Origin of the sequence: Klebsiella sp. JB_Kp042 (assembly GCF_040065275.1) — a bacterium.
GTDB lineage: Bacteria > Pseudomonadota > Gammaproteobacteria > Enterobacterales > Enterobacteriaceae > Klebsiella > Klebsiella quasipneumoniae.
Genome location: NZ_JBEAJL010000115.1, coordinates 105,243 through 130,914 on the forward strand (window position 1 = coordinate 105,243; position 25,672 = coordinate 130,914).

General features: G+C 58.2%; 17 protein-coding genes and 1 tRNA gene. 10 read left to right on the top strand and 8 right to left on the bottom strand.

From position 1 onward, the window contains the following. Positions 1 to 81: 81 nt before the first annotated feature. Together gyrA and rcsC are read left to right on the top strand one after the other, a co-directional pair. On the top strand, positions 82 to 2,715 hold the full coding sequence (gene gyrA / locus ABLV54_RS24530; protein WP_004201688.1) for a DNA topoisomerase (ATP-hydrolyzing) subunit A: 2,634 nt from the start codon (positions 82 to 84) through the stop codon (positions 2,713 to 2,715). Positions 2,716 to 2,846: 131 nt separating this feature from the next. Next, the gene (gene rcsC, locus ABLV54_RS24535) at positions 2,847 to 5,687 is read left to right on the top strand and encodes a two-component system sensor histidine kinase RcsC (RefSeq protein ID WP_023290484.1); all 2,841 of its coding nucleotides are present in this window, start codon (positions 2,847 to 2,849) and stop codon (positions 5,685 to 5,687) included. Between the two features lie 44 nt (positions 5,688 to 5,731). Here the strand turns inward: rcsC and rcsB are convergent, their stop codons facing one another. Together rcsB and rcsD are read right to left on the bottom strand one after the other, a co-directional pair. Further along, entirely contained in the window at positions 5,732 to 6,382 is a 651-nt protein-coding gene (gene rcsB / locus ABLV54_RS24540) for a response regulator transcription factor RcsB (RefSeq protein ID WP_002913007.1), read from the bottom strand. Positions 6,383 to 6,397: 15 nt separating this feature from the next. After that, on the bottom strand, positions 6,398 to 9,055 hold the full coding sequence (gene rcsD, locus ABLV54_RS24545; protein WP_165457838.1) for a phosphotransferase RcsD: 2,658 nt from the start codon (positions 9,053 to 9,055) through the stop codon (positions 6,398 to 6,400). A 772-nt stretch (positions 9,056 to 9,827) separates the two neighbouring features. Here rcsD and ABLV54_RS24550 point away from each other — a divergent pair. The 6 genes from ABLV54_RS24550 (at position 9,828) to mgtE (ending at position 17,179) form a co-directional block, all read left to right on the top strand. After that, positions 9,828 to 10,928: a porin OmpC gene (locus tag ABLV54_RS24550; protein WP_032733378.1), complete on the top strand. Its 1,101-nt coding sequence runs from the start codon at positions 9,828 to 9,830 to the stop codon at positions 10,926 to 10,928. A gap of 103 nt (positions 10,929 to 11,031) precedes the next feature. Further along, entirely contained in the window at positions 11,032 to 12,084 is a 1,053-nt protein-coding gene (apbE, locus tag ABLV54_RS24555; protein WP_023290481.1) for an FAD:protein FMN transferase ApbE, read from the top strand. A 73-nt stretch (positions 12,085 to 12,157) separates the two neighbouring features. Continuing rightward, a complete protein-coding gene (gene ada, locus ABLV54_RS24560; RefSeq protein ID WP_226563612.1) occupies positions 12,158 to 13,222 on the top strand; it encodes a bifunctional DNA-binding transcriptional regulator/O6-methylguanine-DNA methyltransferase Ada in 1,065 nt (354 codons plus the stop codon). Next, a complete protein-coding gene (alkB, locus tag ABLV54_RS24565) occupies positions 13,222 to 13,875 on the top strand; it encodes a DNA oxidative demethylase AlkB (RefSeq protein ID WP_226563611.1) in 654 nt (217 codons plus the stop codon). Before ada ends, alkB begins: the two co-directional genes overlap by 1 nt. 74 nt (positions 13,876 to 13,949) lie before the next feature. Continuing rightward, positions 13,950 to 15,593, top strand: a complete 1,644-nt coding sequence (locus ABLV54_RS24570) for a multidrug ABC transporter permease/ATP-binding protein (RefSeq protein WP_226563609.1) — start codon at positions 13,950 to 13,952, stop codon at positions 15,591 to 15,593. Between the two features lie 149 nt (positions 15,594 to 15,742). Continuing rightward, positions 15,743 to 17,179 (top strand): magnesium transporter, encoded by a 1,437-nt coding sequence (mgtE, locus tag ABLV54_RS24575; protein WP_023290477.1) that lies wholly within the window; start codon positions 15,743 to 15,745, stop codon positions 17,177 to 17,179. Here the strand turns inward: mgtE and ABLV54_RS24580 are convergent. Continuing rightward, a complete protein-coding gene (locus tag ABLV54_RS24580) occupies positions 17,142 to 18,380 on the bottom strand; it encodes a SulP family inorganic anion transporter (RefSeq protein WP_023290476.1) in 1,239 nt (412 codons plus the stop codon). The two genes, mgtE and ABLV54_RS24580, sit on opposite strands and share 38 nt — an antisense overlap. A 281-nt stretch (positions 18,381 to 18,661) precedes the next feature. Here ABLV54_RS24580 and mqo point away from each other — a divergent pair, with 281 nt between their 5' ends. Continuing rightward, positions 18,662 to 20,296: a malate dehydrogenase (quinone) gene (gene mqo / locus ABLV54_RS24585; protein WP_032453547.1), complete on the top strand. Its 1,635-nt coding sequence runs from the start codon at positions 18,662 to 18,664 to the stop codon at positions 20,294 to 20,296. A 55-nt stretch (positions 20,297 to 20,351) separates the two neighbouring features. Here the strand turns inward: mqo and eco are convergent, their stop codons facing one another. The 5 genes from eco to ABLV54_RS24610 form a co-directional block, all read right to left on the bottom strand. Beyond that, a complete protein-coding gene (eco, locus tag ABLV54_RS24590; protein WP_226563607.1) occupies positions 20,352 to 20,843 on the bottom strand; it encodes a serine protease inhibitor ecotin in 492 nt (163 codons plus the stop codon). Positions 20,844 to 21,017: 174 nt separating this feature from the next. Further along, a complete protein-coding gene (locus ABLV54_RS24595) occupies positions 21,018 to 22,127 on the bottom strand; it encodes an AI-2E family transporter (protein ID WP_226563605.1) in 1,110 nt (369 codons plus the stop codon). A 187-nt stretch (positions 22,128 to 22,314) separates the two neighbouring features. Then, positions 22,315 to 22,391: transfer RNA gene (locus ABLV54_RS24600), tRNA-Pro, on the bottom strand. A gap of 76 nt (positions 22,392 to 22,467) precedes the next feature. Beyond that, the gene (yejM, locus tag ABLV54_RS24605) at positions 22,468 to 24,228 is read right to left on the bottom strand and encodes an LPS biosynthesis-modulating metalloenzyme YejM (RefSeq protein ID WP_049013176.1); all 1,761 of its coding nucleotides are present in this window, start codon (positions 24,226 to 24,228) and stop codon (positions 22,468 to 22,470) included. Positions 24,229 to 24,246: 18 nt separating this feature from the next. Next, positions 24,247 to 24,474, bottom strand: a complete 228-nt coding sequence (locus ABLV54_RS24610) for a YejL family protein (RefSeq protein WP_004195346.1) — start codon at positions 24,472 to 24,474, stop codon at positions 24,247 to 24,249. 186 nt (positions 24,475 to 24,660) lie between these two features. Between ABLV54_RS24610 and yejK the strand changes: the two genes are divergently transcribed. Beyond that, a complete protein-coding gene (gene yejK, locus ABLV54_RS24615) occupies positions 24,661 to 25,668 on the top strand; it encodes a nucleoid-associated protein YejK (RefSeq protein ID WP_004144267.1) in 1,008 nt (335 codons plus the stop codon). Positions 25,669 to 25,672 lie beyond the last annotated feature (4 nt).

Consider the following 25,672-nt stretch of genomic DNA (forward strand, 5'->3'; position numbering starts at 1 on the left):
TATTGCTTTACCTCTCTTAGCGCGGCTGTGTTATAATTTGCGACCTTTGAATCCGGGATACAGTAGAGGGATAGCGGTTAGATGAGCGACCTTGCGAGAGAAATTACACCGGTCAACATTGAGGAAGAGCTTAAGAACTCTTATCTGGATTATGCGATGTCGGTCATTGTTGGCCGTGCGCTGCCGGATGTCCGAGATGGCCTGAAGCCGGTACACCGTCGCGTACTTTACGCCATGAACGTATTGGGCAATGACTGGAACAAAGCCTATAAAAAATCAGCCCGTGTCGTTGGTGACGTAATCGGTAAATACCACCCGCACGGCGACTCCGCGGTATACGACACCATCGTGCGTATGGCGCAGCCGTTCTCGCTGCGTTACATGCTGGTGGACGGCCAGGGTAACTTTGGTTCCATCGACGGCGACTCCGCCGCGGCGATGCGTTATACCGAAATTCGTCTGGCGAAAATCGCTCATGAGCTGATGGCCGACCTTGAAAAAGAGACGGTCGATTTCGTTGACAACTATGACGGCACGGAGCGTATTCCGGACGTCATGCCGACCAAAATTCCTAACCTGCTGGTAAACGGCGCCTCCGGGATCGCCGTCGGGATGGCCACCAACATACCGCCGCATAACCTGACGGAAGTGATCAACGGCTGTCTGGCCTATGTCGACGATGAAGACATCAGCATTGAAGGGCTGATGGCGCATATTCCTGGCCCTGATTTCCCGACCGCCGCCATTATCAACGGCCGTCGCGGTATTGAAGAGGCCTACCGCACCGGTCGCGGTAAAGTCTACATCCGCGCGCGCGCGGAAGTGGAAGTGGACGCGAAATCCGGCCGCGAAACCATCATCGTGCATGAAATTCCCTATCAGGTGAACAAAGCGCGCCTGATTGAGAAAATCGCCGAGCTGGTAAAAGAAAAACGCGTGGAAGGCATCAGCGCGCTGCGTGACGAGTCTGATAAAGACGGGATGCGCATCGTGATTGAAGTGAAGCGCGACGCGGTAGGGGAAGTGGTGCTCAACAACCTCTATTCCCAGACCCAGCTGCAGGTCTCCTTCGGCATCAACATGGTTGCGCTGCACCATGGCCAGCCGAAGATCATGAACCTGAAAGACATCATCGCCGCCTTCGTGCGCCACCGCCGCGAAGTGGTGACCCGTCGCACCATTTTCGAGCTGCGTAAAGCCCGTGACCGCGCGCATATCCTCGAAGCGCTGGCCGTGGCGCTGGCCAATATCGACCCGATTATCGAACTGATCCGTCGCGCGCCGACCCCGGCTGAAGCGAAAGCGGCGCTGGTTGCCCAGGCGTGGGATCTCGGTAACGTCGCGGCGATGCTGGAGCGTGCCGGTGATGACGCCGCGCGTCCGGAATGGCTGGAGCCAGAGTTCGGCGTGCGCGAGGGTAAATACTACCTGACCGAGCAGCAGGCCCAGGCGATTCTGGATCTGCGTCTGCAGAAACTGACCGGCCTTGAGCATGAAAAACTGCTCGACGAATATAAAGAGCTGCTGGAGCAGATCGCGGAACTGCTGCACATCCTCGGCAGCGCCGACCGTCTGATGGAAGTGATTCGCGAAGAGCTGGAGCTGATCCGCGACCAGTTCGGCGACGAACGTCGTACCGAAATCACCGCCAACAGCGCTGATATCAACATCGAAGATCTGATCAACCAGGAAGACGTGGTGGTCACCCTGTCGCATCAGGGCTATGTGAAGTATCAGCCGCTGACCGACTACGAAGCACAGCGTCGTGGCGGTAAAGGCAAATCGGCAGCGCGCATTAAAGAAGAAGACTTTATTGACCGCCTGCTGGTGGCCAACACCCATGACACCATCCTCTGCTTCTCAAGCCGCGGTCGTCTGTACTGGATGAAGGTCTATCAATTGCCGGAGGCCAGCCGCGGCGCGCGCGGTCGTCCGATCGTCAACCTGCTGCCGCTGGAAGCCGATGAGCGTATCACCGCTATCCTGCCGGTCCGCGAGTATGAAGAGGGCGTCAACGTCTTTATGGCCACCGCCAGCGGTACCGTGAAGAAAACCGCGCTGACCGAGTTCAGTCGTCCGCGTTCTGCCGGCATTATCGCGGTGAACCTGAACGAAGGCGATGAGCTGATCGGCGTCGATCTGACCTCTGGTCAGGACGAAGTGATGCTGTTCTCCGCGGCCGGCAAGGTCGTGCGCTTCAAAGAGGATGCCGTTCGCGCCATGGGCCGTACCGCCACCGGCGTACGCGGCATTAAGCTGGCGGAAAACGACAGCGTCGTCTCGCTGATTATTCCGCGCGGCGAAGGCGCGATCCTGACGGTGACGCAAAACGGTTACGGTAAACGTACCGCCGCGGCTGAGTATCCGACCAAGTCGCGTGCCACCCAGGGCGTTATCTCGATCAAAGTCACCGAGCGTAACGGTTCCGTGGTCGGCGCCGTACAGGTGGATGATTGCGATCAGATCATGATGATCACCGACGCCGGGACGCTGGTGCGTACCCGCGTTTCCGAAGTGAGCATCGTGGGCCGTAACACCCAGGGCGTGATCCTCATCCGCACCGCGGAAGATGAAAACGTGGTGGGGCTGCAGCGCGTCGCTGAGCCGGTCGACGACGAAGAACTGGACGCCATCGACGGTAGCGCGGCGGAAGGCGATGACGATATCGCCCCGGAAGCGGATACCGATGACGACATCGCCGAAGACGAAGAGTAATCGTCCCAGGTAAATGTTCTGAAAGGGCCGGGTATTCTCCCGGCCCTTTTTGCATTAACATTGCGGCAAAGCCGGTTTACCGCTACTTTAACCCCATTCTGTTGAGTCCCTGACGGCCGAGCATCGCCACATTGAAATATCTTGCCTCTTTTCACACAACCCTGAAGGTTTCACGTTATCTGTTCAGAGCGCTGGCGGTATTGCTGTGGCTGCTGATTGCGTTTGTCTCTGTATTTTATATCGTCAACGCGCTCCACGAGCGGGAAGCCGAGATCCATCAGGAGCTCAATCTCAACGCCGATCAGGCCCAGCGCTACATTCAGCGTACGGCGGATGTGATTAAAGAGCTGAAGTACGTCGCCGGTAACCGGCTGTCGGCAGGGGATGCGGTAGCGCAAGGGCAAAGCGGCGATATTGCGATCCCCAGCTTTGAACCCCTGTATCCTGACTCCGACTGCAGCGCGATGAGTAGCGCCTGGCGTAATTCGCTCCAATCGCTGGCGTGGTTTATGCGCTACTGGCGGGATAATTTTACCGCCGCCTACGACCTTAACCGTATCTTTCTCATCGGCAGCGATAATCTCTGTATGGCCAACTTTGGCCTGCGTGACGTGCCGATTGAGCGCGATCAGGCGCTGAAAGTCCTGCATCAACGCATTGAGCAATACCGCAATGCGCCGCAAAACGAGCGCGGCAACAACCTGTTCTGGATAAGCCAGGGCATGCGCCCCGGAGTGGGCTACTTTTACGCCCTGACGCCGATCTATATGGCCAATCGCCTGCAGGCGATGCTCGGCGTTGAGCAGACCATCCGCATGGAAAGCTTCTTTACGCCGGGCAGCCTGCCGATGAGCGTGACTATCTTCGACGATAACGGCCAGCCGCTGATCTCCCTGGCCGGCGCGGAAAGCAAAATCCAGAGCGAAGCGAAATGGATGCAGGAGCGAATGTGGTTTGGCTACAGCGCGGGTTTCCGCGAGCTGGTGCTGAAGAAAAGCCTCGCGCCGTCCTCCCTGAGCATCGTCTATTCCGTCTCGGTAGACCAGGTGCTGGAGCGGATCCGTATGCTGATCATCAACGCCATCGTTCTCAATATCCTCAGCGGCGCGATGCTGTTTGCGCTGGCGCGGATGTATGAGCGGCGCATTTTTATCCCTGCGGAAAATGACGCTCAGCGGCTGGAAGAGCATGAGCAGTTCAACCGCAAAATCGTGGCCTCCGCCCCGGTGGGGATCTGTATTCTGCGCACCCTCGACGGGACCAACATTCTCAGTAACGAGCTGGCGCACAACTATCTGAACATGCTGACCCACGAGGACCGCCAGCGGCTGACGCAGATCATCTGCGGCCAGCAGGTCAACTTTGTCGATGTGCTGACCAGCAACCATACCAATCTGCAGATTAGCTTTGTCCACTCGCGCTATCGCAACGAAAACGTGGCGATTTGCGTGCTGGTGGACGTTTCCGCCCGCGTGAAGATGGAAGAGTCGCTGCAGGAGATGGCCCAGGCGGCGGAGCAGGCCAGCCAGTCGAAATCGATGTTCCTTGCCACCGTCAGCCATGAGCTGCGTACTCCGCTGTATGGCATCATCGGCAACCTCGATCTGCTGCAGACCAAAGCGTTGCCGAAGGGCGTCGATCGCCTGGTGACGGCGATGAACAACTCCTCAAGCCTGCTGTTGAAAATCATCAGCGATATTCTCGATTTCTCCAAAATCGAGTCCGAGCAGTTGAAGATCGAGCCGCGGGAATTTTCCCCGCGCGAGGTCATGAACCATATCTCCGCCAACTATCTGCCGCTGGTGGTGCGCAAGCAGCTGGGTCTGTACTGCTTTATCGAACCGGACGTTCCGGAACAGATGTCCGGCGACCCGATGCGCCTGCAGCAGGTGATCTCCAACCTGCTGAGCAATGCGATCAAGTTCACCGACACCGGCTGCATTATCCTGCACGTCCAGTGCGCGGGGGATTATCTGCAGATTAGCGTCCGCGACACCGGGGAGGGGATCCCGGCGAAAGAGGTATTGCGTCTCTTCGACCCCTTCTTCCAGGTGGGGACCGGCGTGCAGCGCAACTTCCAGGGCACCGGCCTTGGCCTGGCGATCTGTGAAAAACTGATCAGCATGATGGATGGCGATATCGCCGTGGAAACGGAGCCGGGAATGGGCAGCCGCTTTACCATCCGCATCCCGCTGTATGGCGTGCAGAACACGCCGCAGATGACGGCGAACGGTTTCGCTGGCAAGACCTGCTGGCTGGCCATCCACAACACCTCGCTGGCGATGTTCGTCACCTCGCTGCTCAGCTATCACGGCCTTACGGTACGTCGTCATGCCGGAGAAACCCCGGACGCCGAGGATGTCTTACTCACTGACGATGAAGCGCTGAGCGGCTGGCAGGGAAGGGCGATGGTCATCTTCTGCCGTCGTCATATCGGTATTCCGCAGGAACGGGCCGCCGGCGAGTGGCTGCATAGCGTGACGACGCCGCATGAACTGCTGCCACTGTTGGGGCGTATTTTCCACGTCGCGCTGGCCAGTGCGGACAATAGCCGGGCGCTGATGGCGCCAGAGGCGCAGGCCGGCAATAACGACGACATGATGATCCTCGTGGTCGACGATCATCCGATCAACCGGCGCCTGCTGGCGGATCAGCTGGGATCGCTCGGCTACCAGTGCGTGACCGCGAACGACGGGGTCGACGCGCTCAACGTCCTCAGCAAGCAGCACATCGATATCGTGCTCAGCGACGTCAACATGCCTAATATGGATGGTTATCGCCTGACGCAGCGCATTCGTCAGCTTGGCCTGACGCTGCCGGTGATTGGCGTCACGGCCAATGCCCTGGCGGAAGAGAAGCAGCGCTGTCTGGAATCGGGGATGGACAGCTGTCTGTCCAAGCCGGTGACGCTTGACGTGCTGAAGCAAACGCTGACGGTATATGCGGCGCGGGTACGTAAAGGGCGGGAATAACGGGGAACTCCGTCTCGCCGGGGCGAGACGGAGAGAGCGTAGGATTACTCTTTGTCCGTCGCGCTCAGCGAGACGGAGGAGAGGTAGTTCAGCAGGGCGATGTCGTTTTCGACGCCCAGCTTCATCATCGCCGACTTTTTCTGGCTACTGATGGTTTTGATGCTGCGGTTAAGCTTTTTGGCGATCTCGGTCACCAGGAAGCCTTCGGCGAACAGACGCAGCACTTCGCTCTCTTTCGGCGACAGGCGTTTATCGCCATAGCCGCTGGCGCTGATTTTTTCCAGCAGACGAGAGACGCTTTCCGGGGTGAATTTCTTCCCTTTCTGCAGCGCGGCCAGCGCTTTTGGCAGATCGGTCGGCGCCCCCTGCTTGAGGACGATCCCTTCGATATCCAGATCCAGCACCGCGCTGAGGATCGCCGGGTTGTTGTTCATGGTCAGAACAATGATCGACAGATCCGGGAAGTGGCGCTTGATGTATTTAATCAGCGTGATCCCGTCGCCGTATTTATCACCGGGCATGGACAGATCGGTGATCAGCACATGGGCGTCCAGCTTCGGAAGATTGTTAATAAGGGCCGTGGAGTCTTCAAACTCGCCAACGACGTTCACCCACTCAATTTGTTCAAGTGACTTACGAATACCGAACAGTACGATCGGATGGTCATCGGCAATAATTACGTTCATAGTGTTCATGTATAAGGCTACCTTCTACAGCAAGCTCTTGACGTAAGCGTCAATGTCGCTGATATATTTTTCTATGCCTTGCGCATCCTTTTCGCGAATCAGATGCTCAAGCGTTTCACATAACTGCTTGCCGGGTATCAGATTAAGCATAGCAAATGCCCCTTTGAGGCGGTGGGCGGTTTGTGCCAGAGCAGCAAAATCGCCCGCTTCGATTTCAGTATACAATCTCTGAACATCATCCGGTACCGTATCGGCAAACAGTGCGTAATAGCCGCTGGCATGGAGTTCGGCGTTACTCTCGTTTCCTGAGGTGGCGGGCTGAACCGCCTCCTCCGCCAGCTGCTGCTCAATAAGCTGCAGGATAGCCTCCTGCATCGCCGTGCTAATATTAAAGTTGACCCGCAGTTGGCCCGGGCCGATTTTGCGTATCCCAACCTCATCATCGCTTAAAAGCAAGCCCGAAGCAGTAAGATTAGACGGATTATCCGTTAAATACAGATCGAACGCTTGACTTGTCGCCCGATCGTCCGGCGTGATGCAGGACGCCCCCCAGCTCTCCAGCTGGCGGGTGACAATTCGCCGCACTTCGCTGGAGGTCACATCCAGCAGGACGATAACGTCATCCAGCAGATGTTCTCCCGCCTCTGGCGCCTCTTCGCTGGCCGGCATTTTCAGATGCAGGCTATAGCGAGTCCCCAGCGACTCCCGCGCTTTGATGGTCAACTGCCCGCCCAGCTTGCGCGTCATGCGGTCACATAACCAGAAGGTGAGGGCGTTCGCTTTGCCGTACAGATCGCTCTGGGTCTCATTGAGATACGGGAAGTGCATATTGTCGATCTCGTTAGCCGAGACCCCGTTGCCGGTATCGAGAATGCGGAAGGTCAGGCGATCGCTGGCCGACTCTTCCTGGCAGACGTCGAGGGTGATCTTGCCGATCGGCGTGGTGGTGACGGAATACTGGATCAGCAGCACCAGCGTGCGCCGCAGCGCTTCACGGTCGCCATAGCGTTGCTCGCCGGCAGGCAGCGCGTTATTGATAAGCAACTGCAGCCCCTTGCGCTTCATCGCCGGCAGCACCTCCGGTACGACGTCGTCGATCAGCTCCTGCACCGAGAACAGCGACTGGCTGGTTTTCCAGGCATCGCTTTCCAGCAGGTTAGCCAGCTGAATGTCATCGATCAGTGTGACCAGCTCATCGGCATGCTGCGCCAGCGTCCGGTTCTCCGCGCCGTCGAGCGCTGCTGCCTCGGCCGCCAGGTTCAGGGCGGGCTGCTTCAGGGCGCTGCCGATATGCTGCATAAATGCCGCCCGGCCCTGCTGGTTTTTCTCATACAAGCGCTGGGCCTGTTTGAGCTTTTTATTAACCAGCACTTCGCGGTCCTGGTCTCGGATAATCAGGATCTGCGTACGCGGCGCTACCTGGCTGCGATACTGGCGGATCTCATACTGTTCGTTGTTGACGGTGGCCTGGATCACCCCCTGATGCTGGTCCGCCATGTTGGTGATGTTCTGCAGGTTCAGGTGCGGAAGCAGATGGTCGGCAATCGGGTTGCTGATCACCGTTCGGTTGGCTTCCTGATCGTGGACGAGCAGCCCCAGCGGCAGCAAAGACACAATTTCTTCATTAATGGCGCGCAGTAAACGCAGTTCGCTATTGGCGGCGGAGGGGAGCCCGGCGCCCGAGGCGCTGCTGCGTCCTTTATAATGCCGAAAGGCGGTGAAACCGAACAGGGCCAGCGCCAGCAGGCCAATGTTAAGCAGGAGCGGCAGAAGAATGTTCTGCAGGGACTCCAGCAGCATGGTGCTCATCGGGACCGTCCACAGCACCTGCATACCGGTGGTGCTGATGTCGGTGGCGATGTCAATCTGCATGCCGTTGAAGGTGATCCCGATATGATCGCTAGCCTCTTTCTCGGGGCTGGCGGCAACATTTTGCGAGGGATCAGGCTCGATACGGAAGCTGTCCAGCGCCATGCCAGGCGGGATCAGATCGTTAATCGGCAGGTCGAAGGCGACCACTGTCGCCAGGTGTCCTGGCTGATTGAAGGTAGTACGTAACGTAAAGTAGTGCGCGTTCTGCCAGGCAAGATGGCGCAGCGGCGAGAAGGTCTCGCGCTCATCAAGGGTATTGGCCTGCAGCAGCATTTCCGCGCGCCGGGATTCCACCACGCTGCTGATGGTTGACTCTTTAAAGCTTGAGGAGAGGTCCTTCAACGGCAGGGTGGAGATGAGAATCAGGCTATTATCCAGACCATTGAGATAGTACATCGACCACGGAATGGTCTCCGCGCCCCACAAAATATCCAGATAATCGGACATTTTTTGCGTCATCTCGAGGGTCGAGCTGTCGTGGGAGCCAAAGATCAGGGCTTCGGTTTTACGTCGGGGCTTCTCCAGATAGTACACGTCCTGCTTTAAACGCGTCTCCTGCAGGCCGCCGCTGGCGGTGTTGGAAGAGGTGGCGGCGATATTGTCGTAGATTTGCCAGGTGGCATAGCGCCAGGTATCAATACGCTGGTGCAGGGCATGGGAGACATCAACCACCTGATAGCTCTTCTCTTTCAGCCAGGCATTGACGGCGCTTTGAATCATCACCCCCATCGTCGCCAGCAGGACAATAACCATCAAAATGAAGAAGCGGCTGATGTTGCCGGGGATCAGAGAGAATTTTTTCGGGGTCATCTTGTGGCTGAACGACTCATCATTGTTTGTAAACAGGATGTAGCGCCAGAGTAACTGGCAACAAAGCAGATGCTGCAGGCAGTATAAAGGCTAATGGCGTAAATCCATACTACAGATTGGCGCCAGCGGCGCGATACCGCCCAGGAATTATCTTAGAAACGAAGCGTAAATGAAACCGCGTCCGCAAGGCTGACAGCTGACGATATTGGCAGAAACAAAAGCGAAGAATCGCACGAAATAACAAGACATTGGCGGAATAAGCACGAAAGGCGGCCTAATTGATTGATTAATAGTCGTTAGGGAATCATTGGCTGTAGCACAGATAAATTAAAGTTGTGTAAAGAAGGGTAAAAAAAACCGGATGCGAGGCATCCGGTTGAAATAGGGGTAAACAGACATTCAGAACTGAATGACGGTAATAAATAAAGTTAATGATGATAGCGACTCTTATTTTAGTCACCAATGATCATTTTGTTTTACCATTCAGTGCTATAGGCTTGGTTTTGTATATCATATTGATTTTGAATGGCTAAATAATTTTTTTGATTATTAGTGCGTATTTCCATGGCCATTTTGGGGTGAAAAAAAGTTCCGCTGCATTTACAAATTGAAACATCTTGTGGGAACTTTGAAACATCTTAGAAGTTTTAGTATCATATTCTTGTTGGATTATTCTGCATTTTGCAGCACAATGAAATAGCCGACTGATTAGAAGGGTAATCAGTAAGCAGTGGCATAATAAAAGGCATATAACAAACAGAGGGTTAATAACATGAAAGTTAAAGTACTGTCCCTCCTGGTACCGGCTCTGCTGGTAGCAGGCGCAGCAAATGCGGCTGAAATTTATAACAAAGACGGCAACAAATTAGACCTGTACGGTAAAATTGACGGTCTGCACTACTTCTCTGACGACAAGAGCGTCGACGGCGACCAGACCTACATGCGTGTAGGCGTGAAAGGCGAAACTCAGATCAACGACCAGCTGACCGGTTACGGCCAGTGGGAATACAACGTTCAGGCGAACAACACTGAAAGCTCCAGCGATCAGGCCTGGACTCGTCTGGCATTCGCCGGTCTGAAATTTGGCGACGCGGGCTCTTTCGACTACGGTCGTAACTACGGCGTAGTATACGACGTAACGTCCTGGACCGACGTTCTGCCGGAATTCGGCGGCGACACCTACGGTTCTGACAACTTCCTGCAGTCCCGTGCTAACGGCGTTGCAACCTACCGTAACTCTGACTTCTTCGGTCTGGTTGACGGCCTGAACTTTGCACTGCAGTACCAGGGTAAAAACGGCAGCGTCAGCGGCGAAGGTACTTCTCCGACCAACAACGGTCGTGGCGCTCTGAAACAGAACGGCGACGGTTACGGTACCTCTCTGACCTATGACATCTTTGATGGCATCAGCGCTGGTTTCGCGTACTCTCACTCCAAACGTAATGGCGATCAGAATACCCAACTGGAACTGGGTCGTGGCGACAACGCTGAAACCTACACCGGCGGTCTGAAATACGACGCGAACAACATCTACCTGGCCACTCAGTACACCCAGACCTACAACGCGACCCGCGCTGGTTCTCTGGGCTTTGCTAACAAAGCGCAGAACTTCGAAGTGGTTGCTCAGTACCAGTTCGACTTCGGTCTGCGTCCGTCCGTGGCTTACCTGCAGTCTAAAGGTAAGGATCTGGAAGGCTACGGCGACCAGGACATCCTGAAATATGTTGACGTTGGCGCGACCTACTACTTCAACAAAAACATGTCCACCTATGTTGACTACAAAATCAACCTGCTGGACGACAACAGCTTCACCCGCAACGCCGGTATCTCTACCGACGACGTGGTTGCCCTGGGCCTGGTTTACCAGTTCTAAGTTGCAAGCTGTATAACAAAAAGGCGCCTCTGGCGCCTTTTTTTATGTCTGGTTTAACCTCGCTGGTATACTCTTGTCGCCCTGGTAAGAGGAGCCTCGATTAATGGATATGACTTTCTTTCGCGCCGCGCTGTTGGGCGCCTGCGTACTGTTCTCTGGCTGCGATTCAGCCACCACTCCCGCGACACCCGCCTCAACGGCCACCGTACTGGATGGTAAAACAATGGGCACCTTCTGGCGGGTCAGCGTTATCGGCGTGGATGAGGCAAAGGCCCAGGCGCTGCGCGCCAAGGTTCAGGCCCAGCTGGACGCCGACGATCGCCTGCTGTCGACCTGGAAAAACGACTCGGCGCTGATGCGTTTCAACCACGCGGCGGATACCCGGCCCTGGCCGGTGAGCGAAGCGATGGCGGACATCGTGACCCTGTCGCTGCGGATTGGCGCCAAAACGGACGGCGCGATGGACATCACCGTGGGGCCGCTGGTCAATCTGTGGGGCTTTGGCCCGGATAAACAGCCGGTCGCCACCCCGGATGCGCAGGCGATCGCCGCGGCGAAAGCGCGCACCGGCCTGCAGCATCTGCAGGTTATCAATCAGAGCGGCAGGCAGTTCCTGCAAAAAGATATTCCCGATCTGTTTGTCGACCTCTCCACCGTGGGGGAAGGCTATGCTGCCGACCACCTTGCGCGCTTGATGGAGCAGGAGGGGATCTCCCGCTATCTGGTGTCGGTGGGCGGGGCGCTGGTCAGCCGCGGGATGAATGGCGAAGGCAAGCCCTGGCGGGTGGCGATCCAGAAACCGACCGACCGGGAAAACGCCGTTCAGGCGATTGTCGACATCAATGGCCACGGCATCAGCACCTCCGGCAGCTATCGCAACTACTATGAACTCGACGGGAAACGTATCTCTCACGTCATCGACCCGCAGACCGGGCAGCCGATAACCCATAAGCTGGTCTCGGTGACCGTTATTGCGCCAACGGCGCTGGAGGCGGACGGCTGGGATACCGGGCTGATGGTGCTGGGGCCGGAAAAAGCGCAGCAGGTGGTGCGCGAGCAAGGGCTGGCAGTCTACATGATCGTCAAAGAGGGGGAGGGCTTTAAAACCTGGATGTCGCCGCAGTTCCGTACCTTCCTCGTCGGCGAAAAAAATTAAAAAGCAAGATTGCGGGTTTTTTGCGGCGGGCTTTACCGCAGACTGAGGATACACTTACAGCAGGAGACCCGTGATGAAACCGATAGTTGCCGATACCGATGACCGCCGCTGGCAGGCGGTCTGCGAGCGTGATACCCGGGCCGATGGTCAGTTCGTCTTTGCGGTACTGACCACCGGCATCTGCTGCCGTCCCTCCTGCCGCTCGCGGCGCGCGCGGCGGGAAAACGTGAGCTTTTTTGCTGACGTCGCTGCTGCCGTGGCGGCGGGATTCCGCCCCTGCAAACGCTGCCAGCCGGATAAAGCCTGCCCGCAGCAGCAAAGGATCGATAAAGTGGCGCAGGCATGTCGCTTGCTGGAGCAGGAGGCGCCCCTGACCCTCGAGGCGCTGGCGCGCGAGCTGGCGGTCAGCCCGTTTCATTTCCACCGTTTATTCAAATCCGTGACCGGTATGACCCCCAAAGCCTGGCAGCAGGCGTGGCGCGCGCGACGCCTGCGCGAGGCGCTGGAGCAGGGGAAGCCGGTGACCCGCGCCGCGCTGGCGGCCGGCTTCCCCGACAGCAGCAGCTATTATCGCCAGGCCGATGCCGCCTTAGGGATGACCGCCAGCCAGTTTCGCCGCGGCGGCGCCGCCGCCGTGGTGACCTGGACGACGGGCGACTGCGCGCTGGGCCGCTGCCTGGTGGCGCAAAGCGAACGCGGCGTCTGCGCCGTGCTGCCGGGTGATAACGATGCTGCATTGCTCGACGATCTGCGCCAGCGCTTTCCCCGCGCCGAGCTGCGCCAGGGCGACCCTGAGTTTCGTCGTCAGATGGCGGAGATTTTCGCCCACCTCGACGACAGCCGGCGGCCGGTGTCGCTGCCGCTGGATCTGCAGGGCACCGCGTTCCAGCTGCAGGTCTGGCAGGCGCTGCGGCAGATCCCGGCGGGTGAGACCCGCAGCTACCGCCAGGTGGCGGAGCATATTGGCCAGCCGCGGGCGGTAAGAGCCGTGGCCGGCGCCTGCGCGGCGAATTCGCTGGCGGTGATCGTTCCCTGCCATCGGGTGGTGCGTGAGAATGGCGCGCTGTCCGGTTATCGCTGGGGAACCGCGCGAAAAGCGCAGCTGCTGGCGCGCGAGGCGCAACGAGAGGAGGAGTAATGCTCGATCTGTTTAGCGATACCCCACCGTGGCAGGAGCCACTGGCCCCCGGCGCGGTGGTCCTTCGGCGCTTTGCCCGCGAGCGCGCTCCGGGGCTGCTGCAGGCGATTGCCGACGTCGCCCGTCAGTCGCCGTTTCGCCAGATGGTCACGCCGGGCGGGTACACCATGTCGGTGGCGATGACCAACTGCGGCCGGCTGGGCTGGACCACCGATCGCCACGGCTACCTCTACGCCCCGGTCGACCCGGTAACTCATCACGCCTGGCCGCCGATGCCGGCCGTATTCCGTGAACTGGCGCTGGCGGCAGCCGCGGCCGGCGGCTACCCGGGCTTTTCCCCCGACGCCTGTCTGATTAACCGCTACCAGCCCGGCGCAAAGCTGTCGTTGCATCAGGATAAAGATGAACAGGATCTGCGGGCGCCGATCGTCTCGGTCTCGCTGGGGGTGCCGGCCATCTTTCAGTTTGGCGGGTTGCAGCGCAGCGACCCGCTGCAGCGGCTGCTGCTGGAGCATGGCGATGTGGTGGTCTGGGGCGGGGAGTCGCGCCTGTTTTATCATGGCGTTCAGCCGCTGAAAGCGGGCCATCATCCCGAGACCGGAGACTGTCGATATAACCTCACCTTTCGGCAGGCGGGCCGTCCCGGCGATTAAAATAAGAATTATTCTTGATGTCACCGGCGAGCCGTTTAAACTGCTGGCTGTTTTGCTTTTCCGGATAGCCTGTTATGGAACTTCTTTCTCTCGTCTGGCGCCAGTATCGCTGGCCGTTTCTGGGCGTTATTGCCCTCAGCCTGCTCAGCGCCGCGCTGGGTATCGGCTTAATCGCCTTTATTAACCTGCGCCTGATCGCCACTGTCGATACCTCGCTGCGGGTGCTGCCGGAATTTCTTGGCCTGCTGGGGCTGTTGATGGCGGTGACCCTGGGCTCGCAGCTGGCGTTGACCACCCTCGGCCATCATTTTGTTTATCGCCTGCGCGGCGAGTTTGTGAAACGCATCCTCGATACCCAGATTGAACAGGTGGAGAAGATCGGCAGCGCGTCGCTGCTTGCCGGGCTGACCAGCGATATCCGCAATATTACCATCGCCTTTGTACGCCTCCCTGAGCTGGTGCAGGGGATCATTCTCACCTTCGGCTCCGCCGCTTATCTGGCCTGGCTGTCAGGAAAAATGATGCTGGTGACGGCCCTGTGGATGGCGCTCACCATTTGGGGCGGTTTTGTGCTGGTATCGCGGGTCTACAGACATATGGCCAGCCTGCGCGAAACGGAAGATAAGCTCTATCACGACTACCAGACGGTGCTGGAAGGGCGCAAAGAGCTGACCCTCAACCGCGAGCGCGCGGAGTATGTGTTTAATCAGCTCTACCTCCCGGACGCCCGTGAGTACCGGCACCACATCGTTCGCGCCGATACCTTCCATCTCAGCGCGGTCAACTGGTCGAATATTATGATGCTTGGCGCCATCGGGCTGGTGTTCTGGATGGCCAACAGCCTCGGCTGGGCGGATACCGCCGTGGCGGCGACCTACTCCCTGACGCTGCTGTTTTTGCGCACGCCGCTGCTCTCCGCCGTCGGTGCGCTGCCCACGCTGCTGAGCGCCCAGGTGGCGTTCAACAAGCTGCGCCAGTTCTCCCTCGCCCCTTACCGGGCCGATTTCCCCCGGCCGCAGCCGCAGGCTGACTGGCAGACGCTGGAGCTGCGCGATGTCACTTTCCATTATCCGGAGCATCGCTTTGCGGTAGGGCCGCTTAATCTGACGCTAAAACGCGGCGAACTGGTGTTTCTGATCGGCGGCAACGGCAGCGGCAAGTCAACCCTGGCGATGCTCCTGACCGGCCTGTATCAGCCGGTTTCCGGTCAGATTCTGGTGGACGGCCAGCCGCTGGCGGCGGATAAACCGGAGGCGTACCGCAAACTGTTCTCCGCCGTGTTTACCGACGTCTGGCTGTTCGACCGTCTGCTCGGGCCGCAGGGCGAGGAGGCCGATCCGGCGCTGGTGGCAACGTGGCTGGAGCGTCTGCAAATGGCCCACAAGCTGCAGCTGGAAAACGGTAAGATCGGCGACCTGCGGCTGTCGAAAGGGCAGAAGAAGCGCGTGGCGCTCCTGCTGGCGCTGGCCGAGTCCCGGGATATCATTCTGCTGGATGAATGGGCGGCGGATCAGGATCCGCATTTCCGCCGCGAGTTCTATCAGGTCCTGCTGCCGTTGATGAAGCAGATGGGGAAAACCGTGTTCGCCATCAGCCATGACGATCACTACTTCCAGCACGCCGATCGCCTGCTGGAGATGCGTGCCGGGCAGCTGTCAGAGCTCACCGGCGAAGAGCGGGCGCAGGCCTCCCGCGATGCGGTGGCCCGCACGGCCTGATTCACGCTGCGCGCCCGGGGAAAGCCCGGGCGCCGCTGAAATTTTCAGCGTCTACATTGCTGACGGTTATTATTTCCCCCTCCTCGCGCTATGCTTAAGGCTTCCGGCCCGCAGGCCGGCTCACTATTCTCAAAAGGATTGCCCGACCGATGTCCGTTTTGCATAAAAAAAGCGCCCGCTTGCGTGACGAAGAGCGCGCCCGTCTGATTTGGCTGTTGAGCACCGATAAAGCGGTGACCTCTGCGCTGCTGGGCAAACTGACGCTGGCAGAACGTTACGATGAAGGTACGCTCGCCGATGACCTGGCCGAAGTGGAAATCCTGGTCTCGCATCTGCCGCCGCCGGATCTCGCCGATGCGCTGGAAGCGCTCCCCTATGACGCCCGCACCGCGCTGTGGTGCCAGGTGCCCGACGATAAACGCGGCGAAGTGCTGCTGGAAGCCTCAGAAAACGTCTGGGGCGACCTCATCGATAAGATGAGCGACCACGAGCTGCTGCAGGCGATGCAGCCGCTGGATATCGATGAACAGGTTTACCTGCTGCAGCATCTGCCGCGCAACCTGACCGGACGGTTGCTGGCGACCCTGCCGGCCGAGAAGCGCGCCCGTATTCGCCAGATCATGCGCTACGCCGACAACAGCGTCGGGTCGATCATGGAGTTTGAGGTCATTACGGTGCGGCCGGAGGCCACCCTGGCGGCGGTCCAGCGCTATTTGCGGCGTCTCGGTAAAATGCCGGAGAACACCGACAAACTGTTTGTCACCACCCGCAATAAGCTGCTGCTCGGCGAGCTGGAGCTGCAGACCATTCTGCTCAACGATGCGCAGAAGCGGGTGGGGGAGGTGATGGAGGGCGATCCGGTCACCTTTCAGCCGCACGAAGAGGCGGAGAAGGTGGCGCGCACCTTCGAACGTGATGACTTGCTCAGCGCCGCCGTTATCGATGCCGATGGTAAGCTGATCGGCCGTCTGACCATCGATGAGATCGTCGATGTGGTCTATGAAGAGACCGACAACGATCTGCGGCGGATGGGCGGTCTGAGCGATGAAGAAGATGTCTTCGCCCCGGTCAGCAAGGCGGTAAAAACTCGCTGGGCGTGGCTGGCGGTCAACCTGTGTACGGCGTTTATCGCTTCCAGGGTCATCGACGGCTTCGAACACACCATTTCTCAGCTGGTGGCGCTGGCCTCGCTGATGCCGATCGTCGCCGGGATCGGCGGCAATACCGGCAACCAGACGATCACCATGATCGTCCGGGCGATGGCGCTGCAGCAGATCCAGCCCGGCAGCTTTACCTTCCTGATCCTGCGTGAAATGGGCGTTGCGCTGATTAATGGCCTGGTGTGGGGCGGGATCATGGGGGGCATCACCTGGTGGCTGTATGACGATCCGCAGCTTGGCGGAGTGATGACGCTGGCCATGATGCTCAACCTGCTGATGGCGGCGATGATGGGCGTCATCATCCCGATGGTCATGGTGAAGCTGGGGCGCGACCCGGCGGTCGGCTCCAGCGTGATGATCACCGCTATCACCGACACCGGCGGCTTCTTTATTTTTCTGGGGCTGGCGACGCTGTTTCTGATGTAGCCTGCGCTTTTGCCCGCAGGCGGCGGGGGATGATCGCCATCGCGACGATCCCCGCCAGCACGCCAATCGCCAGATTGCTGGTTCCCACCGTCGCGGCGACGGTCACCAGCATCACCAGCGTTTCCGGCCACGGATTGCGCGCCAGCTCGCCCGGGCGAATGCTGTGCCAGCTAAAGGTCTTCACCGCCACGATCACCATCACCCCGGCCAGGACCGCCATCGGGATCTTCGCCATCACCTGGCTGAGCGCTGTCACCAGCAGGAGCAGCACCAGACCGGCGATCGCCGTAGAGAGACGGCTGCGGGCTTTGCCCATTTCCACGTTAACGATGGTCTGGCCGATCATCGCGCAGCCCGCGATACCGCCATAACAGCCGGCGAGGATGTTGGCGATACCCAGCCCGGCGCTCTCCCGCGATTTATTCGACGGCGTATGGGTCAGGTCATCCACCAGCTTAGCCGTCAGCAAAGACTCCATCAGGCCGACAAAGGCGATGCTGAGGGCGCACGGCCAGATAATCTGCAGCGTGGCAAGATTGAGGGGAACGGTCAGGGCGGTGAATCCCGGCAGGCCGCCGCTCATCGAGCCTTCATCGCCGACGGTCGGCAGCAGCTGGCCGGTGGTGACGGTATAGAGAGTGAGCGCGACGATGGCGATCAGCGGCGCCGGGATAGCCTTAATAAAGCGCGGCGCCCACAGGACGATAAGCAGCGTCAGGACAAACAGGCCGACGATGAGCGGCTGGCGGCTCCAGAAGTGCGGCACCTGGGCAAAGAAAATCAGGATCCCGAGGGCGTTGACGAACCCGGTCATCACCGCCGGGGGGATAAAGCGCATCAGGCGCGCCATGCCGCACAGACCAAACAAAATTTGAATAATACCCGCCAGAATGACGGCTGGCAGAATGTAACCCACGCCGTGCTGATGCACCATCGGGCCAATGACCAGCGCTACTGAGCCCGCGGCCGCGGTGACCATCGCCGGGCGTCCGCCGAGTAGCGACATCGCCAGACAGAGCACCACGGAAGCAATCAGGCTCACCTGTGGGTCAACGCCGGCGATGACAGAAAACGAAATCACTTCCGGGATTAACGCCAGGGCGGTGAGCACGCCGGCCAGGGCTTCGCGCGTCAGCAGCGACGGAGAACGGAGGATGGTGCGCAGGTTGCCGGAAGCGGCGGAGTCAGAAACTGGAGGCATAAAAAAAGTTCGCAGCTTATAAAAAAAGGAGGAGCGGTGTCAGACCCAGCTTCCGTGCGGTCTGTCACAAAACCAGGGATGATAGCGCGGAATCTACCAGAGCACCAGTACAAAAAGTGATTTGCTGTATACATTTATTAAACATTTTTATAACGGATCTCAAAACAGAACTTAAAATTTAAACAATATTTAAATTTTTGAGCTTCGGTGGTAACGTGAGGGGTGAGAATCGTATCACCTGCGCTAAATAAAAACAGCGAGTAAAGTAAGGCTCAAATCCGATGAATAAAAAGATGGCCGTACCACGCTCACAGGCGGTTGGTCCCAACAGCACTCGGACCAACACCCGCCATGAGCAAGAGACGGATGTATTGTTGATTGGCGGCGGCATTATGAGCGCCACACTGGGAACCTGGCTGCAGGAGCTTGAGCCAGACTGGTCTATTACCATGGTTGAGCAGATGTCCAGCGTGGCGGAAGAGAGCTCAAACGGGTGGAACAATGCGGGGACCGGCCACGCGGCGCTGATGGAGCTGAACTACACGCCGCAGACCGCCAACGGCATCAATATCGACAAAGCGGTCGACATCAACGAAGCCTTCCACATCTCGCGTCAGTTCTGGGCGCATCAGGTGACGCGCGGCGTCCTGAACAAACCAAAATCATTCATTAACAGCGTGCCGCACATGAGCTTTGTGTGGGGCGAAGATAACGTCAACTTCCTGCGCGCGCGCTATGCGGCGCTGCAGCAGAGCGAACTGTTCCGCGGCATTCGTTACTCTGAAGACCATCAGCAGATCAAAGCCTGGGCGCCGCTGGTGATGGAAGGTCGCGACCCGCTGCAAAAAGTGGCCGCCACCCGTACGGAAGTGGGAACCGACGTCAACTATGGCGAAATCACCCGCCAGCTGATCGCCAGCCTGCAAAAGCATGATAATTTCTCCCTCCAGTTGGGCACCGTGGTACGTCGCTTCAAGCGCAACGCCGACAAGAGCTGGACGGTCACCCTCGCGGATGCCGACAACCGTCGTCAGAAGCGGGTTATTAAAGCCAAATTTATCTTTATCGGCGCCGGCGGCGCGGCGCTGACCCTGCTGCAGGAAACCGGCATTCCGCAGGCCAAAGAGTATGCGGGCTTCCCGGTCGGCGGCCAGTTCCTGGTCTGCGAAAATCCGGAGGTGGTAAACCACCATCTGGCGAAGGTTTACGGCCAGGCCGAAGTGGGCGCGCCGCCGATGTCGGTGCCGCATATCGATACCCGTATTATCGACGGTAAACGCGTGGTGCTGTTCGGGCCGTTCGCGACCTTCTCGACCCGCTTCCTGAAGAACGGTTCGCTGTGGGATCTGCTGGCCTCGACCAATACCTCGAATATCCTGCCGATGCTCAACGTCGGCCTGGACAACTTCGATCTGGTGAAATATCTGATTAGCCAGGTGATGCAGAAAGATAAAGATCGTCTGGCCGCGCTGTGCGAATACTATCCGGAAGCGCGGAAAGAGGACTGGCGGTTGTGGCAGGCCGGTCAGCGCGTGCAGATCATCAAGCGCGATGCGAAGAAGGGCGGGGTACTCCGCCTGGGCACCGAAGTGGTCAGCGATGACGAAGGCACCGTCGCGGCGCTGCTCGGCGCATCGCCAGGCGCCTCCACCGCGGCGCCTATCATGCTGCAGCTGATGGAAAAAGTGTTTAAGGACAAAGTTAATTCGCCGGAATGGCAGGCCAGGCTGAAGGCGATCATCCCGACCTACGGTATTCGCCTTGATGGCAACCCGGCGGAGATTGAGAAAGCGCTGGCGTGGACCAGTGAAGTGCTGGAGCTGAAATATGAGCCAGCCGCGGCGATGGATGAAGCCCCGCAGGCGGAGCTGAAGCCGCTGAGCGGCGGCAAGCCGATAGCGGATATTGCGCTCTGACAAAAACGGCAGCCTGCGGGCTGCCGTTTTTATATTGCCGTTTTAATGGCGCGCCTTAGCGGACCTCGGCGTTACCGATAGTCTCCTCCGCGCGCCAGATGCGATATTTCACATCGACATTGGTCGGCGTGTAGACGACGATCGGCAGCTTGCTGTTGTAGCGCAGCATGGCGTCATCGCCGAGGCCGGCAGTCACAAATTTCTTCGTTTTCTTGCCGTCCGGGCAGGCCATCATGGTGGATACCGGGCCGCTCAGCTTATCAAAAACATAGTAGTCATAACCCCAGCCTTCCAGGGTTTTGCTTTCCAGCTCCCCGCCGAGACGATGGTGGTTGCAGTCGATTTCCAGCGTCTGGCCGATCATCAGCTCAACCTTCAGCGCCGATTCATCCTGCTGCTGCGGCAGCTGAATAACCTGACGCTTCATGCCTTTTTCCGCTTTCGGGAACGGCGCGACTTTTTCCAGCGGCTGGTCTGCGGCCAGGGCGCCGGCGGACATGCAGGCGGCGGTCAGCAGAGAAACGGCTAGCGTAGTGATTTTTTTCACGGTTGATCATCCTTTATTTTCGTTCCTGACAGAGATAGCCTATCATCACTTTGCTAAATGTTAAGATTTATTTACCAATTTTTGCAAAATGAATAGTGTTATCTACTGGTAAGACGTCGGCCGCGCAGAGCGCAACAGGGGCGCTGGCAGGCCGCCAGAGGCCTGCCGGTGAAATTATTCATTACGGCTATTTTTCGCTTCCTCAATAAATTCTTCATCGATTTCATCAGTGTTGCCAGCGTGTTCCCGCCCCGACAGCAAATTCCAGCAGGCGATAAACAAGGCGGCGATCAGCGGGCCGATAACAAAGCCGTTAATACCGTAGATCTCCATGCCGCCGAGGGTGGCGATGAGGATCAGATAGTCCGGCATCCTGGTATCCTTGCCCACCAGCAGCGGACGCAGAATGTTGTCCACCAGGCCAATCACAATGACAAAGAAGCCGACGATAAAGGCGCCCTGCCACAGCTGGCCGGTGGCAAACAGGTAAATCGCCGCCGGCACCCAGATAATGGCCGAGCCTACCGCCGGGATAAGCGACAGGAACGCCATCAGCGCGCCCCAGAGAATGCTGCCGTCCAGACCGGCGATCCAGAAGGCAAAGCCGCCCAGCGCCCCCTGCGCCAGTGCCACGGCGACGGTGCCTTTTACCGTGGCGCGGGCCACTGCGGCGAACTTAGCGAACAGGTGCTGCTTCACGTAGCTGGATAACGGCAGAGATTCGAGGATCAACAGCACCAGGTAAGGTCCATCCTTCAGCAGGAAAAACAGTAGGTACAGCATGATGCCGAAGCTGACGGTAAAGCCAAAGGTGCCTTTACCAATCAGAAACGCGCTGCCGGCCAGATACTGGCCGCCTTTCAGGGCGACATCGGAGAGCTGCTGCTGGATCTGCTGCGCGCTATCCAGGTTATGTTCGGCGAGGAAGCTTCTGGCCCAGCCGGGGAGGTGGGCGATCAGGCTGGCGACCACCGTCGGGAACTGGGTATCGTTATGCTGCAGTTTGCTGTACACCACGTTCAGCTCGTAGGCCAGTGACGACAGGATAATCGCCAGCGGCGTAAACACGATAAGGCAGATAATGACGATAGTCATCAGCGCCGCAAGGCCGTTACGTTCGCCGAGGCGGGTGCGCATCTTGTTTTTGACCGGATTGAAAATCACCGCGAGGATGGCGGCCCAGAGGATGGCGGAATAATAGGGTGAGAGAACATCAAAAAAGGCCAGGGTTACAATGAAGACGATAAGGATGAAAAATCCTTTGGTAAGTCCATTAACTCTCATGTCATCCGCTCCTGCTTATGAGTCATACGGTCGAATAATAGATGCTACGACGTAATTTACCATCAGGATAGTCGTACTCTATACGCTGTGGCGCGGAAAGGGCACAAATTCAACGAGCTGAGGGGAACAAGCGTAAAAGAGGGGCATAAAAAAACCAGCCTTAAAAGGCTGGTTTCTCAGGGATTTTTGGTCGGCACGAGAGGATTTGAACCTCCGACCCCCGACACCCCATGACGGTGCGCTACCAGGCTGCGCTACGTGCCGACGCGTGGGGAACAATATTACCCGTTCCCCAGGCGAATGCAAGCGGGTCGCGCGCGATTGATTCATAATTAATCAATCAGTTAGCGATAAAGCGTTTTTCATCGGTCAGGACCTGCAGCAACAGGCTGAGCTGCGGTTTCTGATCTTTGATTTTCTCACCGTCGCGGCTCCAGGTGGTATAGGTGCCGTTATGGTTGAGGACCACGGTGATAGCCGGGGTGGTAATGGCCAGCGTATCGCCGTTGGCCGCGGTGACCCAGTTCCGACGCCGCGCGGCGCTGAACAGATCTTCCCCCTGCGAATACTCATTGGCCGGCGTCGACACGTGAAGCAGGCGCTGCATCAGCGTGGTCATCACATCTTTGTTATCGGTCAGGGTGGCAATTTCCTGGGCCGGCGTGCCCGGCCAGTGAATAACCAGCGGCACCTGCAGCTGCTCGCGCGACCAGTCGAACGGGTCGTGTTTGACGTTAAGCGGCTTGCCGTGGCCGCCGGTGATAATGACCACCGTATTATCGAGCTTGCCGGCTTCGCGCAGCGCGGTCAGCACCCGATCGATCTGGGCATCAACGTCGCCTGCCGCCTTGCTATAACGGCGGACAAAGCCCTGCTGCTGCGTATCGTCGAGGGTGGTGCCATTGAGCGAGACCCACGAGAACCAGCGATTCTCATCCTGCGCGTAACGGTCCAGCCAGCCGATCCACTGATTGGCGGTCTGCTCGTCGCTCTGGGTCTTCGCGCTCGGCAGCGAGAAGTCGGAGAGCAGCGCCTGGCGATACAGCGGGCTGCTAAACCCATCGGAAGAGAACAGGCCCAGCTGGTAGCCCTGCTGGTTGAGGGCGGTGATCAGCGCCGCGGGAATACGCGCCGAGAGGACACCGTCCATATAGCCTGGCGAAATGCCGTAGAACAGGCCAAACAGGCCGCTGTCGGCGGTATTGCCCGAGCTCATATGCTGGGTAAAATTCACGTTTTCTTTGGCAAACGCCGCCAGCGCCGGCATCGTTTTTTCAAACCGCGAGTAGTTCAGGTTGTCGACGGTGATCAGTAGCACGTTATAGCCCGCGCCGAGGTCGCGGTAGCGCAGGTTACTGAGCGGATACTGGACCGATACCGCCTCCGGCGCCCCTTGCTCCACCAGGCGACGCTGATAATCCTGGGCGTCGAGCAGGCCATGTTTCTCAAGGAAACGACGGGCGGTCATCGGATAAGAAAGCGGTAGATTCGCTCGCTGCATGGTGATCGGGCGATAAAAATTGGCATCCGCCCAGATATAGACCAGGTGGCTGCTGATGAACGACAAAAAGAAGAACCAGGCGACCGGGCGGGCATAATGGCGGCGACGCGTCAGGCTGCGCAGCTTTTGCCAGCTCCAGGTGGCGAAGAGCATTTCAATCAAAAAGATGACCGGGACGCTGATAAACATCAGCTGCCAGTCGCGCGCCATCTCATTCTGGTCAGGGTTGATGACCAGCTCCCAGACCACCGGGTTTAAATGAAGATGAAAGCGGGTAAAGACCTCGCTGTCTATCAGCAGCAGCGTCATCCCGGCGGTGGCAAGGATCACCGACAGGAAGCGCATCAGGCGCTGCGAGACCACGATAAAGGTCAACGGAAAGAGGATCAGCACATAGCTGGTAAACACCAGGAAGCTGAAGTGCCCGACGAGACTGACGTACGAAAAGAGTCGTCCGGCAAGCGTCGTCGGCCAGTCGGCGACAAAAAGGTAGCGGCTGCCGAGCACCATGGCCAACAACATGTTGAACAGGGCGAACCAGTGCCCCCAGCTAACCATCTGGGAGACTTTTTCTCGGTAGGGCTGACGTAGAGTCACCATATACTGTTGCTGTTATCCTTAATGCGCTGGATCGTCGTTAATCGAAGATTGCAAAGCCTGCGCGAAAGAACGGGCGATGGCCTGACGCTGCGCCGGCGCGACGCTACTGTTGATCAGGTTGGTCACCATATTGCCTAACACCATCAGTGAAAGGTCAACCGGGGCTTTGTGTGATTCCAGGACGTTCGTCAGCTCGCTGAGCAACTGTTCGACCTGTTGATCGCTATAGCGGGAAATTTGCGGCATAAACTCAAAATCTGTTTGTTCATGAAAGGGCAACATATTACCGTAGCAGCAGCTTTTTTTCCGCATTTTTTCGCCGCGGCGCAAAAGCGCACCGATCGTCAGTCATGACGTCGAAATGTGTGGCGCCAGTTGCGTCGGCAACCCGGCGGTGGTTGAATACCGCCCGGTCTAAAAGGAGAGTTTAACATGAGTCTGGATATCGACCAGATTGCCCTGCATCAGTTAATCAAACGTGATGAACAAAATCTGGAGCTGGTGCTGCGCGAGTCACTGCTGGAGCCGAACGCGACGGTCGTCGAGATGATGGCTGAACTGCACCGGGTTTATAGCGCCAAAAGCAAAGCCTATGGCTTGTTCAATGAAGAGAGCGAACTGGCGCAGGCGCTGCGCCTGCAGCGTCAGGGGGAAGAGGAGTTTCTGGCGTTCAGCCGCGCGGCGACCGGCCGCCTGCGCGATGAGCTGGCGAAATACCCGTTCGCCGAAGGGGGCATTGTCCTCTTCTGTCAGTATCGTTACCTGGCGGTCGAGTATCTGCTGGTGGCGGTGCTCAATAACCTGAGCAGCATGCGCGTCAACGAAGAGCTGGATATCCGCTCGACCCATTATCTGGATATTAACCATGCCGATATCGTCGCGCGCATTGATCTGACCGAGTGGGAAACCAACCCGGAGTCGACCCGCTACCTGACCTTCCTGAAAGGGCGGGTGGGGCGCAAAGTGGCCGATTTTTTCATGGATTTCCTCGGCGCCAGCGAAGGTCTCAACGCCAAAGCGCAGAACCGCGGCCTGCTGCAGGCGGTGGATGACTTTGCCGCCGACGCGCAGCTTGATAAATCCGAGCGACAGAATGTGCGTCAGCAGGTCTATGCTTACTGCAATGAACAGCTGCAGGCCGGGGAAGAGATTGAGCTGGAGTCGCTGTCCAAAGAGCTTGCCGGCGTCAGCGAAAAGAGCTTCCAGGAATTCACCGCCGAGCAGGGCTACGAGCTGGAAGAGAGCTTCCCGGCGGATCGCAGCACCTTACGTCAGCTGACCAAGTTTGCCGGCAGCGGCGGCGGTTTGACCATTAACTTCGACGCGATGCTGCTGGGCGAACGCGTATTCTGGGATCCCGCCACCGATACCCTGACCATTAAGGGCACCCCGCCGAACCTGCGCGACCAGCTGCAGCGCCGGACGTCCGGCGGCAACTAAGCGC